General features: G+C 65.1%; 16 protein-coding genes. All 16 read right to left on the bottom strand.

The annotated features are described in order from the left end of the window. Positions 1–10: 10 nt before the first annotated feature. Complete coding sequence (locus tag HIM68_RS02030) at positions 11–817, bottom strand: F0F1 ATP synthase subunit delta (protein WP_172169196.1); 807 nt, start codon at positions 815–817, stop codon at positions 11–13. Then, complete coding sequence (locus HIM68_RS02025) at positions 817–1,368, bottom strand: F0F1 ATP synthase subunit B (RefSeq protein WP_172169193.1); 552 nt, start codon at positions 1,366–1,368, stop codon at positions 817–819. Before HIM68_RS02025 ends, HIM68_RS02030 begins: the two co-directional genes overlap by 1 nt. 19 nt (positions 1,369–1,387) lie before the next feature. Beyond that, entirely contained in the window at positions 1,388–1,612 is a 225-nt protein-coding gene (atpE, locus tag HIM68_RS02020; protein WP_101572413.1) for a F0F1 ATP synthase subunit C, read from the bottom strand. 81 nt (positions 1,613–1,693) lie between these two features. Beyond that, on the bottom strand, positions 1,694–2,506 hold the full coding sequence (gene atpB, locus HIM68_RS02015; RefSeq protein ID WP_367647415.1) for a F0F1 ATP synthase subunit A: 813 nt from the start codon (positions 2,504–2,506) through the stop codon (positions 1,694–1,696). Positions 2,507–2,769: 263 nt separating this feature from the next. Further along, a complete protein-coding gene (locus tag HIM68_RS02010) occupies positions 2,770–3,216 on the bottom strand; it encodes a hypothetical protein (protein ID WP_172169190.1) in 447 nt (148 codons plus the stop codon). Beyond that, positions 3,213–4,322 carry an MraY family glycosyltransferase gene (locus tag HIM68_RS02005; RefSeq protein WP_139907914.1) on the bottom strand — a complete coding sequence of 370 codons (1,110 nt, stop codon included), beginning with the start codon at positions 4,320–4,322 and terminating at the stop codon, positions 3,213–3,215. Before HIM68_RS02005 ends, HIM68_RS02010 begins: the two co-directional genes overlap by 4 nt. Then, on the bottom strand, positions 4,323–4,973 hold the full coding sequence (locus HIM68_RS02000) for an L-threonylcarbamoyladenylate synthase (protein ID WP_139466979.1): 651 nt from the start codon (positions 4,971–4,973) through the stop codon (positions 4,323–4,325). Positions 4,974–5,050: 77 nt separating this feature from the next. Continuing rightward, complete coding sequence (prmC, locus tag HIM68_RS01995) at positions 5,051–5,977, bottom strand: peptide chain release factor N(5)-glutamine methyltransferase (protein WP_172170243.1); 927 nt, start codon at positions 5,975–5,977, stop codon at positions 5,051–5,053. Between the two features lies 1 nt (position 5,978). After that, positions 5,979–7,055, bottom strand: coding sequence for a peptide chain release factor 1 (gene prfA / locus HIM68_RS01990; protein ID WP_139466978.1), 1,077 nt, complete (start codon positions 7,053–7,055; stop codon positions 5,979–5,981). Position 7,056: 1 nt separating this feature from the next. Then, on the bottom strand, positions 7,057–9,051 hold the full coding sequence (gene rho, locus HIM68_RS01985; protein ID WP_172169187.1) for a transcription termination factor Rho: 1,995 nt from the start codon (positions 9,049–9,051) through the stop codon (positions 7,057–7,059). Positions 9,052–9,275: 224 nt separating this feature from the next. Continuing rightward, a complete protein-coding gene (thrB, locus tag HIM68_RS01980; RefSeq protein WP_259356727.1) occupies positions 9,276–10,178 on the bottom strand; it encodes a homoserine kinase in 903 nt (300 codons plus the stop codon). 2 nt (positions 10,179–10,180) lie between these two features. Continuing rightward, positions 10,181–11,266 carry a threonine synthase gene (gene thrC / locus HIM68_RS01975; protein ID WP_172169184.1) on the bottom strand — a complete coding sequence of 362 codons (1,086 nt, stop codon included), beginning with the start codon at positions 11,264–11,266 and terminating at the stop codon, positions 10,181–10,183. A 2-nt stretch (positions 11,267–11,268) separates the two neighbouring features. Continuing rightward, entirely contained in the window at positions 11,269–12,576 is a 1,308-nt protein-coding gene (locus HIM68_RS01970) for a homoserine dehydrogenase (protein ID WP_172169181.1), read from the bottom strand. Between the two features lie 35 nt (positions 12,577–12,611). Continuing rightward, on the bottom strand, positions 12,612–14,051 hold the full coding sequence (lysA, locus tag HIM68_RS01965; RefSeq protein WP_172169178.1) for a diaminopimelate decarboxylase: 1,440 nt from the start codon (positions 14,049–14,051) through the stop codon (positions 12,612–12,614). Then, complete coding sequence (locus HIM68_RS01960) at positions 14,051–14,878, bottom strand: DALR anticodon-binding domain-containing protein (protein ID WP_172169175.1); 828 nt, start codon at positions 14,876–14,878, stop codon at positions 14,051–14,053. The genes lysA and HIM68_RS01960 overlap by 1 nt, the downstream gene beginning before the upstream one ends. Before the next feature lie 84 nt (positions 14,879–14,962). Further along, a complete protein-coding gene (locus HIM68_RS01955; protein WP_172169172.1) occupies positions 14,963–16,138 on the bottom strand; it encodes a CynX/NimT family MFS transporter in 1,176 nt (391 codons plus the stop codon). Positions 16,139–16,175: the final 37 nt, after the last annotated feature.

Genomic DNA, 16,175 nt, shown 5'->3' with positions numbered 1-16,175 from the left:
GCCACTAGTGTCAACCTGCGAGCTTGCGCTGCACATCGGCCAGTCGATCGGCCACGGTCGAGTTCATCATCTCGTCGCCGACCTGCACCCGGACTCCCCCGAGAACATCGGGGTCGACCTGGACATTGAGGACGAGTTCGCGACCATAGCTGGCCGACAATGCCGCCTGCAGCCTTTCGGTCTGCGACTCGCTCAGAGGTCTGGCGACGGTGACGTCCGCAACCGACCGCTGCTGGCGGGCGGCGAGGATATCGCTGTACTGGTCGAGCGCCTTCGCCACGCGGAGTCCGCGAGGGTGCAGAGCTGCCTGTTCGACCAGCTTGATGGTGTCTAGCTGTGCCTTGCCGGTGAGCAGGTCCGAGACGAGAGCGCGCTTGCTCTCTTCGGTGGCCTGCGAATCAAGCGCGCGGGACAGCTCGTGGTTGGATTCAAGCAGACGCGCGAAGCGGAAGATCTCCTCTTCGACCTGTCCCAGTTTCCCGTCGGCCTGTGCGGCAGCGGCGATCGCTGTCACACCGGCGACTTCAAGGCTGGTGACGAGGTCCTGGGTCCGCGCCCAACGATGACCGACGGCCTTGTCGCTGATACGCAGAGCCGCATCCGTGATCCGAGTCGAGAACAGAGTCCGCAGCAGCTGCTGCTTCCTCTCGGCCGACTCGGAGGAGTCTGCCAGAGCCTTGCGCAGTCCGACATTCTCGGCGAGGACGCCGACGAGTGCCAGAGTCTCCTCCCCGATCTGTCGGGGGTCTCCCCCGGAGATCTCGGAATTCGCGGTCTCGAGGACGGCCTGCAGGGACAATCTGCTCGACTGGAGCATCACGCCCCCTTGACCGGCTGCGCGGACGAGTTGGACTCGAGATCGGAGATGAAGCGATCAACCACATTGGCCGAACGCTGATCGTCCGTGAGTGACTCACCGACGATGCGCGATGCCAGGTCCGTGGCGAGAGTGCCGACCTCGGAACGCAGCTGCACCATGGCGGACTGACGTTCGGCGTCGATCTGAGTCTGTGCCTGAGCGATGATGCGATCAGCCTCGGAATGAGCCTGGGCCTTCATGTCGGCGATGATCTGGGCGCCCTCTTCCTGAGCCTCGGCGCGCAGTCGTGCAGCTTCGGCACGACCGTCGGCGAGCTGCTTCTGATACTCGGCCAGAGCCTGATCGGCTTCGGCCTGCACCTTCTCGGCCTTCTCAATTCCACCCTGGATGCGCTCAGCACGCTCGTCGAGGGTCTTGTTGAAGGCGGGAAGGACGTACTTCCAGACAACCAGGAAGACGATCAGCAGACAGACGGCACTCCAGAGGATGTCGTAGGCCGCCGGGAGAAGCGGGTTCTCCGCGTCGGCGACGATGTTTACCGGAGTCATCTTTCAGTCCTCTTCGAGATCAGGGGAGGAAGAACGGGGTGGCGATACCGATGAGGGCCAGGGCCTCGATCAGAGCGATACCGAGGAACATGTTTCCGCGCAGGGCGCCGGCCATTTCGGGCTGACGAGCGGTTCCCTCGATGGTCTTGCCGATAACGATTCCGACACCGATACCGGGACCGATTGCGGCGAGGCCGTAACCGATCGTCGAAACGCTACCTTCAACTGCGGCGAGCATATCCATAGGATGCTTTTCCTTTCATAATGAAGCCGGGTGGTTGGCCCGACCGTGCAACTCGTGAGTTACGGATCTGGGGGTGCGATCTCAGTGTTCGTCCGAGATCGCGGCATTGATGTAGACACAGGACAGAAGAGCGAAGATGTAGGCCTGCAGCACGACGATGAGCATCTCCAGGATGAAGACGAACATGCCGCCGGCGAAGGTGACGATGCCGAAGAACTGGAATCCGTTGGCTGCGTCGAAGAGGAAGAAGCTCGTAGCGGAGAAGCAGAGGACGAGCAGGAGGTGGCCGACCATCATGTTCGCGAAGAGTCGGATCGCCAGAGTGAACGGCTGGGTGACGAACTTCGTGATGAACTCGATCGGGATGAGCAGGATATGCATTGCCGGCGGGACGCCGGGCAGGACGAGCGAATCCTTGAGATAGCGGCCGAGGCCCTTCTCGGCGATGCCGGCCCAGTGGTAGGTCACATAGACCACGAGGGTCAGCACGATCGGCATGCCGATGACGCCGGTGCCCGGCATATTGAGGAACGGAATGAGCTTCGTGACGTTCCAGAAGAGGATTCCGAAGAAGATCGCCACGATGAGCGGCATGAACTTCTTGGCCTTCTCCTTGCCCATCGTGTCCTCGGCGATGCCGACGGTCACGAATTCCATGGCGAGCTCCATGCTCGACTGGAAGCGGGACGGAATGAGCTTCATGCGCTTGGCCCAGACGGCCAGGAGCACAACGACGGCGACGGTGGCGATGATGCGGATGAGCATCACGCGGTTCATTTCGAACGGTGTGCCCTCAAAGAGGAACGAGGCTGGAAAGAATTCAGCCATCGACGGTGCGTGGAAGCCGCCTTCTGCAGCACTGACTGTTGTGTTCGCGGCGTTGAGTGTTCCCACGTTTTTACTACTCTCCCATGGTCAAGGGCCCTGATGGCCTGGCCTTGGCCCCGCACTGATGGCGAGGCTTGAGGTTCAGGAGCGACAAAGGGCGAAGATCCGCCCAAGCACCGGGTCTACTCTACCAACTGTAGAGAGTGACCGACAAATTCATCAGGCTTCTCTGTGCAATTTCTGTCAACGATTTTATACGACACGTCATTCGTCTTGCGCCTCACCCCACGACGCGTCTCAGATGGGAGCGACGATCGGTCTCCGCTCGCCTATCTCGCCTCCGGATCGACATAGGGCACGCGTCCCTTGACCACGGTGATCGCCTCGACGAGCGAGGAGCCGATGACCGCGACGACGATGGTGAAGAAGGCGACCGTGCCGTCGAGCCAGGTCGCATCCTTGATGCGCCAGATGACGATCATGAAGATGAAGGCCTTGAAGAGGAACCCGATGCCGAGGAACCCGGCGATCGCGGTCAGTCCCATGTTCCGTCCGACGTACATGACGACGAGGGTGATGATGATGAAGACCGCAGCCAGTCCCCCGCCGACGGCCCCGCCGACGAGTCCCGTCATCCCCGAGACCAGCCAGCCGATGCCCATTCCGAGGGCCGCGACGACGAGGACGAGGATGATGCCACGGATGAGCAGGGTCCTCCAGACGCGGGTCCAGGCTGCTTCGACTTCGGTCTCTCGGCGCGGTATCGGGTCGGTCACGAGATTTCCTCTCTGGCTTTCTGACGCATGCGTAGGGGATAGAAGGTGAAGATCAGGGTGATGGCAGCGAGGCCGCCGATGACGCAGGCCGAGAACAGCCAGCCCTTGAACAGGAGCAGCACCGAGCCGAAGGCGATGAGCGCCGTCCAGGTATAGAGGATGAGCACCGCACGCGCATGGGAATGTCCCAGACGCAGCATCCGGTGGTGGAGGTGTTTGGCATCGGCGGAGAACGGAGACTGTCCGGCACGCAGCCTGCGCACCACGGCCAGTCCGAGGTCGAGCAGCGGCAGGAACATCACGGCCACCGGCAGGATGATCGGCATGAATGTGGCGAACGCTCGCTCCTGGCCGATCAGCGCCGGGTCGACCTGGCCGGTGACCCTGATCGTCGAGGCGGCGAGCAGCAGGCCGATGAGCATCGACCCGGAGTCGCCCATGAAGATCCTCGCCGGATTGAAATTGTGCGGGAGGAAACCGAGGCAGGCGCCGACGAGGATCGCGATGATGAGCGAGGCGAGGTTCGCATACGACTCCGGTGAAGCGTCACGAGCGAGCCAGTAGGAGTAGATGAAGAAGGCGCTGCCGCCGATGGCGACGACGCCCGCGGCAAGACCGTCGAGCCCATCGACGAAGTTCACCGCGTTGATGGTCACGAGGACGACGAGGACAGTGACGATGATCGACATCCGCGGGGAGCCGATGATGACTCCGCCGAAGGGAATCGACAGCAGCGCCACTCCCTTGATCGCCATGAAGCCTGCGGCGAGAGCCTGGCCGGCGAGCTTCGCCATCCAATGCAGGTCCCAGATGTCGTCGATGACTCCGAGCAGACACAGCAGGCCGGCGGCTCCGGCGATTCCGATGATCGGGCCCAATTCGACGAAGATCCGATTGAGGAACGGCATCTGGGAGGCGAAGATGAGGCCGGCCAGAAGCCCGCCGAACATCGCGACTCCGCCCAGCCTCGGCGTCGGAATGGAATGGACGTCGCGGTCACGCAGCGGTGAGAAGATCTTTCCTCGTTCGGCCACCCGCTTGACCATTGGAGTCAGCAGGTACGCCACGAGGGCGGAGACAACGAGGATGAAGAGGTAGGCGCGCACTCAGCCGTCCAGGTCGATGAGTTCGGGGACGATTTCGCGCAGGTCCTCGGCGGTGATCGGACCGCGGCGCAGGATGCGGGGCACGTCGCCGCTGAGGTCGATGATCGTCGAGGACAGCCCCGACTCCCGCACTCCCCCGTCGACGTAGATGTCGACATCGTCGCCGAGCATCTCCTGCGCTTCGTCGGCGGTCCTGGCGGCGGGCTGTCCGGAGATGTTCGCACTCGACACGGCCAGAGGCCCGGTGCGGCCGAGCAGGGCCAGCGCCGACTCGTCGTCGGGCATGCGCACGGCCACGGTTCCGTGGGTATCGCCGAGGTCCCAGTCGAGGGAGGGCTGAGCGTTCGCGATGATCGTCAGCGGTCCGGGCCAGAATTTCGCGGTCAGTGCCAGCACAGTCTCATCGACCCCGTCGACGAGCCCGAAGATGGTCTCCGCGCGTGGGACGAGAACCGGAGGCGGCATGTCCCGTCCCCGGCCCTTGGCCGCGAGCAGAGCCGCAACGGCCGATGCGCTGAAGGCATCGGCGGCGATCCCGTAGACCGTATCGGTGGGGATGACGAGCAGGTTGCCTGTGTCGACGACTCGCGCGCACTCGTCGAAGACGAGTTCACGGATCTCTTCTTGGCTGACGTCGAATCGTCTCGACACGAGTTCTCCGTTTCGAATGTTCGGGTTGTGGTTTCGGTACTGGGCAGTACGCGGCGGGAATTCGTCTCCGAGATCCCCTACGCCTCACGGCGCGCCACTGTATAGCGGTCGCGTCCAGTGTAGTCCTGGAATGTGGCGGCATGTCTCAGACTGGCCGTGGCCTCCAGGAGTTCCCGTGCCCCATCGCCCTGTTCCTCGCTGTGTTCCATGAGGAAGAGTCCGCCTGATCTCAGCAGCTGCTCGGCTTGACTGATGATGAGTCCCGGAATCTCCAAACCCGAATCCCCGCCGTAGAGCGCGGCCGCGGGATCGTGTTCGGCGACCTCCGGGTCCCGCGGCACGGCGGAATCGGGAACATAGGGCGGGTTCGTCACCACGATGTCGGCACGCCCGCACAGATCCGGCCGAGCCTTCGTGATCGTCGTCGCATCACCGGAGATGAACTCGACCGTCGACTCGCCGAGGCGGCACTGCTCGAGGTTCTTCAGTGACCATTCCAGGGCCGCGGATTCGCGTTCGACGCCGAGGACGTCGACGGAGTCGAATTCGGTGGCAACGGAGAGGGAGATCGCTCCCGAACCGGAGCACAGGTCGATGACGAAGGGACGCCGAGCCTTGTCGTTCTCCGTCGTAGAGTCAGTTTCGGCGAGTTCGGACAGTTCGCTCAGAACGGCTCCGGCGAGCAGCTCCGTCTCCGGTCGGGGCACGAAGACTCCGGGGCCCACCTGCAGCTGCAGATGCCGGAAGTGGGCGATGCCGGTGAGATGCTGCAGCGGTGTCCGCCGCCTCCGCTGGTCACAGAGTTCGGCGAATCGAGTGCTCACCGACTCCGGCACGGGTTCGTCGAAGAGACGGCGGCGGCTCAGCGATGCCCTGTCAATCGACCATGCGTGGGCGAGCAGTTCGAGCGCATCGGCTTCGGGACTCGCTATGCCTGCTTCGGTGAGGAGCGTGGTCGCCCCGCGAAGGAGGTCGGAGACGAGAGTCGGCCTGACAGTGTCCAGGTCAGTCCCCCAGCGCGTCGAGGCGTGCGGCCTTGTCGGCGTCGCGGCAGGATCCGATGACCGGATCGAGATCGCCGGCGAGCACCTGATCGAGATTGTAGGCCTTGTATCCGGTGCGGTGATCGGTGATCCGGTTCTCCGGAAAATTGTAGGTGCGGATGCGTTCCGAGCGATCGACGGTGCGCACCTGCGAACGACGGATGTCTGCGGCTTCCGCTGCGGCCTCTTCGGCCTGCTTGGCCAAGATCCGAGCACGGAGCATGCGCATCGCTGCGTCTTTGTTCTGCAGCTGGGACTTCTCGTTCTGGCAGCTCGCTGTGATTCCGGTCGGCAGGTGCGTGATGCGCACAGCGGAGTCCGTGGTGTTCACGGACTGGCCGCCGGGTCCGGACGAGCGGTAGACGTCGATGCGCAGATCGTGTTCGTCCAGCTGGATCTCTTCGGGTTCATCGACTTCGGGGAAGACGAGCACACCGGCTGCGGAGGTGTGGATGCGTCCCTGCGATTCGGTGACCGGGACCCTTTGGACACGGTGCACTCCGCCTTCGAACTTCACCCAGCCGTAGGCGCCGTCGTTCTTCGCCTTGACGGCCATGGTGACGTCCTTGTATCCGCCGAGATCCGAATGCGTGGCGTCGAGGATCTGGCTCGACCAGCCGCGCGAGTCGATCCACCGCTGGTACATCCGCAGCAGGTCACCGGCGAACAGTGCGGATTCGTCGCCGCCTTCGCCGGCTTTGATCTCGATGATGGCGTCTCGGGAGTCATCCGGGTCGCTGGGTACCAGGAGATCTTTGAGCTCACCCTCGGCCGTCTCCATCTCTGCGGACAGACGCTTGGCCTCCGCAGCGAAGTCGGCGTCGTCCTCGGCCAGCTCCACGGCGGCTGCGTGGTCGGCTTCGAGTTGGGCGAAGTGCCGGGCGGCCGCGGCGACCTTGTCGAGTTCCGCGTACCGCCTGGTCAGCTTCTTGGCCCGGCCGGCGTCAGCGTGGACCGCGGGGTCGGAGAGTTCCTCCTGAACCCGGGCGTGCTCATCGAGCAGTGCGCTGACGCTGGCCGTGAGGGTGTCGTCGACCATCTCAGCTGTTGTCGGTCGACGACTTCGGCAGCGGGGTCGTCTTCTGCACCTGCATGAGGAACTCGACGTTCGAGCCGGTCTCCTTGAGCTTCGACATGAGCAGTTCGACAGCCTGCTGCTGCTCGAGGCCCGAGAGCAGTCGGCGCAGCTGCCACATGACCTTCGTCTCTTCCTTGGTCATGAGCATCTCTTCGCGGCGAGTGCTCGAGGAGTTGACGTCGATGGCCGGGAAGATGCGCTTGTCGGCAAGCTGACGGCTCAGACGCAGCTCCATGTTGCCGGTGCCCTTGAACTCTTCGAAGATGACTTCGTCCATCTTGGAGCCGGTCTCGACGAGAGCCGTGGCGAGGATGGTCAGCGAGCCGCCGCCTTCGATGTTGCGTGCAGCACCGAAGAACTTCTTCGGCGGGTAGAGCGCATTGGCGTCGACACCGCCGGAGAGGATCCGACCGGATGCCGGCTGGGCGATGTTGTAGGCACGTCCCAGGCGCGTGATGTTGTCGAGCAGCACGACGACATCGGAACCCATCTCGACGAGGCGCTTGGCGCGTTCGATGGCGAGTTCGGCGATCGTGGTGTGGTCGTCGGCCGGACGGTCGAAGGTCGAGGCGATGACTTCGCCCTTGACCGCACGCTGCATGTCCGTGACTTCCTCGGGACGTTCGTCGACGAGGACGACCATGAGGTGCGCTTCGGGGTTGTTCTCCGTGATCGCGTTGGCGATCTGCTGCATGATCGTCGTCTTGCCGGCCTTCGGAGGCGCGACGATGAGTCCGCGCTGGCCCTTGCCGATGGGGGTGATGAGATCGATGAGACGGGTCGAGTGCAGCTTCGAGGTGGTCTCGAGGCGCAGACGATCCTGCGGGTAGAGCGGAGTCAGCTTCGAGAACTCGACACGGCTGCGGGCATCGTCGACGGTGAGTCCGTTGACGGAATCGAGGCGCACGAGGGCATCGAACTTTTCGCGCTTGTTGTTCCGCTGTTCGTTCTCACGCGGCTGACGGATCGCGCCGGCGACGGCGTCGCCCTTGCGCAGACCGTTCTTGCGCACCATGGATGCCGAAAGGTAGACGTCGTTCGGCCCCGGCAGGTAGCCGGAGGTGCGGAGGAAGGCGTAGTTGTCGTGGACGTCGAGGATGCCGCCGACGGGGATGAGCACATCGTCGTTGCGGATGTCCGGCTCGTCGTTGCCGCGGCCGCGGCGCTTGCGGTCACGACCCCGTCCGCGGCGGTTGTTGCCGCGATCGTCATCGTCGTTGCTGCGGTTGCGACGATCGTTGCGGTCGTTGTTGCCGCCCCGGTCGTTGCGGTGGCTGCGATCGTTGCCGCCGTCCCGGTCATTGTTGCCCCGGCCGTTGCCGCCACGGTTGTCGTCGGAGCGGTCGTTGTTCCGGCTGCGACGGTCGTTGTCGCGCCCTCCGCGATGGTCACGGTCGGAGCGGTCCTGGTCGCCGGAGCGATCCTGGCCGCCGCGGTCGGCCGATTCCTCACCGTTGCCGTCGCGACCCTCGGTCTGGGACTCGGAGCCGCGGGAGCGAGAACGGCTGCGGCGAGAGCGCTGACGATCCTGATCGCCGCTGTTCTCCTCGGAGGCTGCTCCCCCGGACTGGTCCGCACCGGACTCGTTCGCCGTCGAAGACGACGAGGACTCGGTGTTCGGTTCGATGATGAGCGCCGGAGCGTCCTCGGACGCGGAAGCGGCAGAGCGACGCGAAGAGCGACGGTTCGTCGACTCCTGCTTCTTCTCGTCCGGCTTCTCCGCCGGCTTCTCAGCCTTGGCGGCCGCTTCCGCGGCGGGCTTCTTCTCGGTGGGGACGGACTTCTTCTCAGCAGATCCGCCCGAGTGGCTGTTGATGGCGTCGATCAGTTCGCTCTTGCGAAGGCGACGGTAACCCTTGATTCCCAGCCCGGCAGCCATTTCCTGGAGCTGAGGCAGCCGCAGCGCTGTGAGGCTGCCTGTGCGCGGGGTGGAATCCTGAGTGGTGGTTTCAGACACGAAGGTCCTTCTCCCTCTTTCGGCCGTGCGGCATGTGCCGTTTGCTCACGGCGACGGAAACACCATTGACGGTGCGTTGTGAAAGAAAACCTGCTAAAGAATGAGCAGGAGATGTTCCAGAATGTATGACATCGGCGACGGACCTGTGCAGAACAGCGGGAAGCCGTGCCCTGTCGGAACACCCACAGTCTACTTGTTCGGAGACGATCTGGCGAATCGTTTCCTCAGATTTCTCGGCTCACCCGGTAACCACCGAGGTCAATCGCGGTGCGCTGAGCGACGAAGCCTTCCGGCACGAGGGCGTCGGGAACCGCCTCGGCGAGGACGAGCACCGTCGGTCCGGCGCCGGAGACGACGGCCGGGAGACCTTCGGCGCGCAGTGCGTCGACCAGAGCCATCGACTCCGGATAGGCGCCGCGGCGGAACTCCTGATGGAGCTGGTCGCGGGTGGCTTCGAAGAGCACCTGGGAGTCATTGCTCATCCCATGGACGAGCAGGCCCGCCCGAGCCGAATTGTCGGCCGCGATCGCGTGATCGATGTCGGCGGGAATGAGTCCACGGGCGACCTCGGTGTCAAGGCGGAACGAGGGCACGAGCACGGTGACCGCCTGGACGGTGCGCACTGGCACCTGCCACGACTTCACAGGCTCCGACAGAGAGACGGTGAGTCCGCCGAAGATCGCGGGGGCGGCGTTGTCCGGATGCCCCTCGACGGCGGTGGCGATCTCGAGGATCCGGTCCCGGCTCAGCTCGACTCCGGTCGACCAGGCTCCGAGCTCCGCTGCGAGGGCGATGCCGGCTACGACGGCCGCGGCCGAGGAGCCCAATCCACGGGAATGAGGGATCCGGTTGTCGCACTCCAGCGACAGACGCGGCCTCAGCTCTGCCGCGACGGCGGGAAACTCCGAGTCGAGCACCTCACCGATGATGCGCATGATCAGGTGCGAGCCGTCCCGGGGCAGCACCTCGGCGCCCTCCCCCGTGACCTCGACGCAGCGGTGAGGATCGACCGCTGCGTCGTGGACGGTGAGGATGAGGGTGTCGACGATGTCGAGGGCCAGCCCGTACGAGTCGTAGCCGGGCCCCAGATTCGCCGAGGTGGCCGGGACCTCGAGTCGGACGCGCACCCTCAGCTGTCCTCGAGTCCCAGGGCGCGTGCGGCGCTGACGGCGTCGACGGAGACCCGCTTGGTCTCGATATCGGACCCGTCGGCGGTGTGCAGGGCCCAGCTGGGGTCCTTGAGTCCGTGACCGGTCACGGTGACCGCGATCGTCGCAGCGGCAGGGACCCGACCGGCGTCGGCCATCTTCAGCAGACCCGCCACCGAGGCGGCCGAACCGGGTTCGACGAAGATGCCCTCTTCGCTGGACAGGATCTTATGGGCGGCGAGGATCTCGTCGTCGGTGACCGAATCGATGAGACCGCCCGAATCGTCACGCGCAGCTTCGGCCTGCGTCCAGCTGGCGGGGTTGCCGATGCGGATGGCGGTCGCCACCGTGTCCGGTTCGTCGACGGGGTGGCCGAGCACCAGCGGTGCGGCACCGGCGGCCTGGAAGCCCCACATCTGAGGCAGCTGCTTGGAGATCCCGTGTTCGCGGTATTCGTTGTAGCCCTTCCAGTACGCCGTGATGTTGCCGGCGTTGCCGACGGGCAGAACATGGATGTCGGGAGCGTCGCCGAGGACGTCGACGACTTCGAAAGCCGCGGTCTTCTGGCCTTCGATGCGATCGGGATTGACCGAGTTGACGAGGTGGACCGGGTAGGACTCCGAGAGCTTGCGGCACAGCGTCAGGCAGTCGTCGAAGTTTCCGTCGACTTCGAGCAGGGTCGCTCCGTGGGCGATGGCCTGGCTCATCTTCCCCGGCGCGATCTTGCCGGTGGGCACGAGCACAGCGCAGGTCAGTCCGGCCTTCGTGGCATAGGCGGCGGCAGAGGCCGAGGTGTTGCCCGTCGAGGCGCAGATGACGGCTTTGGCACCGTGGGCCACAGCCTTGGTGATCGCCATCGTCATACCGCGGTCTTTGAACGACGCAGTCGGATTGAGGCCCTCGTACTTCACCCACACCTGGGCACCGGTGCGTGCGCTGAGCTTCTCCGCCCTGATCAGCGGGGTCCCGCCCTCACCGAGTGTGACGGCAGGAGTGTCAGCGGAGATGTCGAGGAGGCTGCGGTATTCCTCGACGACGCCCTGCCACTGGTGTCTGGGGTAGTTCATAGTCACTGTCCTTCTACGCGGATCACGGATTTGACGGTGTGGACGACCGGCAGATCGACGAGTCGATCGACCGTCTTCTGCAGAGTCGAGTCGGTGTTCGAGTGGGTGGCCAGCACGAGCTTCGCGTGCTGGACGCCGTTGTCGTCGATGTCCCCGATCGTCTGTCGCATCAGTTCGATGGATGCCCCTTCATCGGCGAAGACCTCGGAGACCGCGGCGAGCACACCGGGACGGTCTACCACGTCGAGGGTGATGTGGTACCTGGTCGTGATCGCCGAGATCGGCAGGATCGGGTAGTCCTCGTGGAAGGGGCGTTCGTACTGTCCGCGTCCGCCGAGCACCTTGCGCCTGGCCACGGACACGAGGTCGCCGAGCACGGCGGATGCGGTCGGTGCTCCACCGGCTCCCTGTCCGTAGAACATCAGCTCGCCGGCGGCTTCGGCCTCGATGAACACGGCGTTGAAGGCACCGCGGACGGATGCCAGTGCGTGTCCTCGGTCGAGAAGCGCCGGATAGACGCGCGCCGAGAGACCGGCCCCTGCCGGTGATGAGGCCACACGTTCGCACACGGCGAGGAGTTTGATGACGAAGCCCTGGTCCCGGGCGGTCTCGACCATCTCGGCGGTGACGCCTTCGATGCCTTCGACGTGGACGTCATCGATCGACACGGGTGCATGGAAGGCCAGCGAGGACAGGATCGCAGCCTTCGCCGCCGCATCGTGTCCGCCGATGTCAGCGGTCGGATCGGCCTCTGCGTATCCGAGCCCTTGGGCGGCAGTGAGAGCCTGGTCGAAATCCCAGCCCTCGGAGTCCATCTGGTCGAGGATGTAGTTCGTAGTGCCGTTGACGATGCCCATGATGCGTTCGATTCGGTCCCCGGCCAGCGAATCGCCGACAGGTCGGATGATCGGGATCGCCCCTGCCACCGCCGCTTCGTGCTCGAGGCGCACACCAGCGTCGTCGGCAGCGGACATGAGCTCGCCGTAGCTGGCGGCCAGCAGAGCCTTGTTCGCGGTCACGACCGATGAACCCTGGCGCAGCGCTGCGGTGATGAGCGAGCGGGCGGGTTCGATTCCGCCCATCAGCTCGACGACGATATCGGCTCCGGCGATGGCCGCCTCGGCGTCGGTCGTCAGCAGCTTCTCGTCGATTCCCGGACGGGCCTTCGAAGCATCGCGGACGACGATGGCGCTCAGCTCCAGCGGAGCGCCGATGCGCTCGGCCAGGCCCTCCGCGCGATTCTGGATTCGGGCGGCGACCTCCGTGCCGACGACTCCGCATCCGAGCACGGCAACCTTCAGTGCCTGCATTTCCTCACCTTTTCCGCTCTTGTCTCTCGCACTCATCAGTTCGACGCCACTCCCCCGGCCATTCCCGGGTCCGTGGCGAACATCTGCGTGTGGTCTTCGGGGGTCACGATCCACTCAACTCTATCGGCCTCGACGGCCAGCACGCCCGGCCGGGGCAGATGGTTGTAGTTGTTGGCCAGCGAGCGGCAGTACGCCCCGGTGGTGGGGACCGCGACGAGATCGCCTGCAGTGACGTCTGCGCCCATGTATTCGTCGCGGACGATGATGTCACCGGATTCGCAGTGCTTGCCGACGACCCGCACGATCGCAGGCTCGGCGTTCGAGTTCCGGTTGGCCAAGGTGCACGAATAGTCCGCGTCGTAGAGTGCCGTGCGGATGTTGTCGCTCATTCCCCCGTTGACAGCGACATATGTGCGAGTGCCGCTGTCCGTGCTCACCTGTTTGACGGTGCCGACCTCGTAGAGAGTGAACACCGCCGGGGAGACGATGGCGCGACCGGGTTCGATGGAGATCCTGGGGACGCTCGTGCCCAGGCCCCGGCATTCCTTGGCCACGACGGCGGCGAGCTCTGCGGCCATCTCCGCGACCGGGATCGGGGTGTCCTGGGAGGTGTAGCGGATGCCGAAGCCGCCGCCGAGGTCGACATCGGGCAGGTCGATGCCGTGTTCGCCCATGATCTCGGCTCGGAAGGCGAGTACGCGGGCGGCGGCGACCTGGAATCCGGAGATGTCGAAGATCTGCGAACCGATGTGGGAGTGGAGACCGTCGAGACGCAGATGTTCGGATTCGGCGACCAGCCGAGCGGCCCGGGCGGCGGTGCCGTCGGCGAGCGAGAGCCCGAACTTCTGGTCTTCGTGAGCCGTGGCGATGAAGTCGTGGGTGTGCGCTTCGACGCCGACCGTGACTCGCAGCATGACCGGGGCGACCGTTCCTCTGGCCGCAGCGATGGATTCCAGACGTGCGACCTCATCGAGGCTGTCGACGAAGATCCTGGCCACGCCGTAGTCGAGGGCGTATTCGAGCTCCGACGCCGATTTGTTGTTTCCGTGCAGCCCGACGCGGTCGCCGGGGACACCGGCGGCGCGGGCGATCATCATCTCGCCCAGGGAGCAGGTGTCGAGGCCGAGCCCGGCCTCATGCACCCAGCGGGCCACAGCTGTGCACAGGAATGCCTTCCCGGCGTAGAACACATCGGCGCCAGCCAGTCCCTTCTCCACGGAGAAGGCGTTGGAGAATGTGCTCAGGTAGGCCTCGGCACGGCTGCGGAAGTCAGCGACGTCCATGAGGAGAGTAGGGGTCCCGTATCGTTCGGCCAGGTCCGTCACGGAATGACCGGCGATCGTGAGCACTCCGTCGTCGGTCTTCGTGACGTTGTCCGACCACAGACTCGGCAACAGGGCATTGACGTCATCGGGATAGGGCAGCCACACCGGGGCCGGTGTCGCGTGCAGAGTCCCTGCGATATGTGCGGGCATCAGATCCTCTCCGGGGCCGAAGCGCCCAATTGTCGTAGTCCTGCGGCGAGGACGATGATGACGGCTCTCAGAGCGAAGAGCCGGGAGGCATGGGTGACGGTGATGTCCTCATCGACCGTCGGAGTGACCGGACAGCGGCGGATCCAGTCCTCGACGGCATCGCCGAGGTCGATAAGAGCGTTGACGAACAGATCGTTCTCGCCGAGGCGGCGCGAGCGTTCCAGCGCTGACGGCAGTCCCGCCACGGCATTGAGCATTCGCGTCTCGCTCGGATCCTCGAGTCCCGCCGCGTCGACGGCCTCGGACGGGATTCCCGCCCGGTGCGCCCGCCGCTGCTCCCGGCAGGCGGCGGCATGGCCGCGCTGCAGGCTGTTCACCGCGACCGGGTCGACGTCACGGTCGTGGTCGCCGGTGACAGGCGCCTGTGCCGATTCCCGGTCCGCAGCGACGAGCAGCGTGCGCAGCGGCGACCCGTCCTGTTCCGCTCCTTCGATCGAATCGGTCTCCCCCGCTGCGGTGATGATGTCGCTGAGCACATGTGCTCGGCCAGCGGGAGTGAGGGTCACGTTGACGAAGCCGGGCCCGGCGATGACGGCATCCGCCACCCCGGTCAGGGCACGCAGTTCGGTGCACAGATGTGCGGCGAGCTCGGTCCGCTGCTCGGGTGCAGCGGCGGCGCGCAGCGCCACGGGCGTCGTCCAGTCACCGAGTTCGGAACGGTTCGGAGCCAGGACGTCGATCTGCATGGCGAACCCCGGTGCGACGAGGCCTGCCTCGGCCGTCGCCAAGGCGCGCGCGAGTGCAGTCTGCAAGTCTTCCGGGGTCACTCGAACAGAGTACTCGGGCCCGGACGGCGAGGACGAATCCGATGACATCTTCGCTCTCATGACGAGACGGAAGCCCGCCGGGCCTCAGATGGCGCCGGGTCGGCAGGCGGCGTGGCTGACGAAGAATTTGACGGCCACCGAGGCGAGCACCACGACGAATGCCGGCCACATGCTGTCGAAGCTCTGGAGGAGAAAGGCGAAGATCAGCGGGCCGGTGGCCGCGAGGAGATACCCTCCGCCCTGGACGAAGCCGGACAGGGAAGCCGCCGCCTCGGCGTTTCGCGCCCGGAGGGTGATGAGTGTCAGAGCGAGTGGGAACGTGGAGATGCCGATGCCCAGCAACACTGTCCACAGCACGGGAGCCGCTGTCGGCAGCCGCCACAGACCCAGGTACCCCACGGCCAGGCTGAGGCAGAAGCCGACGACGATGGGATAGGCCGAGGTCATCTTCTGAGCCAGGGTCGGCAGGACGAATCCGAGGACGAGAGGGATGGCTGTGACCAGCGCGAGCATCGCCCCGCCGAAGGCAGCATCGAACCCGGAGCGGGTGAGCAGACCCGGCAGCCAGGTGAAGAGGATGAAGTTGTTGAACGACGTCAGACCCGTCATCGTCATCAGCGCCCAGGCCCGAGGGCTGCGCAGAAGGCGGGAGAGCTCACTGCCGCCGACGACGGCGACGGCCACCTCGGCGGCGGGTGCGGGCCTGGCCATGCGGATGACGATCCACACGACCGCACCCAGAGCCGCGAAACCGGCCCAGACGAGCAGTGAGCCTCTCCAACCGACACCGGAGGCGAGGGGAACCGCCACGAGCGGCGGAATGAACGTCCCGAACTGGAGGAGCCCGACGTGCACGGTCGACATGAGGGCCACCCTGTCGGGGAAATACGATTTCACCAGGGGCGGGAGGACGACGTTTCCGATGCCCATTCCCAGCAGGGCCAGCACGCTCAGCGCCAGGAACAGCGACGGCGAATCGATGACCGAGCGGACACCCAGTCCGATCATGACCATCACCATGGCGGCCAAGGTCAGGCCGAGTCCGGAGAAGCGGGCATAGAGCCGCGGGGTGATGAAGCCGCTGATGCCGTAGAGCAGCGGCGGCAGCATGCCGATGACGGCCAGGAACACCGCGCTCAGTTCGATCTCTTCGCCCATGGTGTCGAGCAGAGGCGAGAGCCCGGTGACTCCGGGGCGCAGATTGAAGGCAGCGAAGACGATTCCGAGGACGATCAGAATGCGGATGCGCGCGGAGTTCATGAGCTCTTTCCTATCAGACACCGACGTCCGGTTCGGT

This window comes from Brevibacterium sp. CT2-23B, from assembly GCF_013168765.1.
Lineage (GTDB): Bacteria > Actinomycetota > Actinomycetes > Actinomycetales > Brevibacteriaceae > Brevibacterium > Brevibacterium sediminis.
Note: the sequence above shows the minus strand (reverse complement) of the source record. Positions and strands in the feature narration are given on the sequence as shown.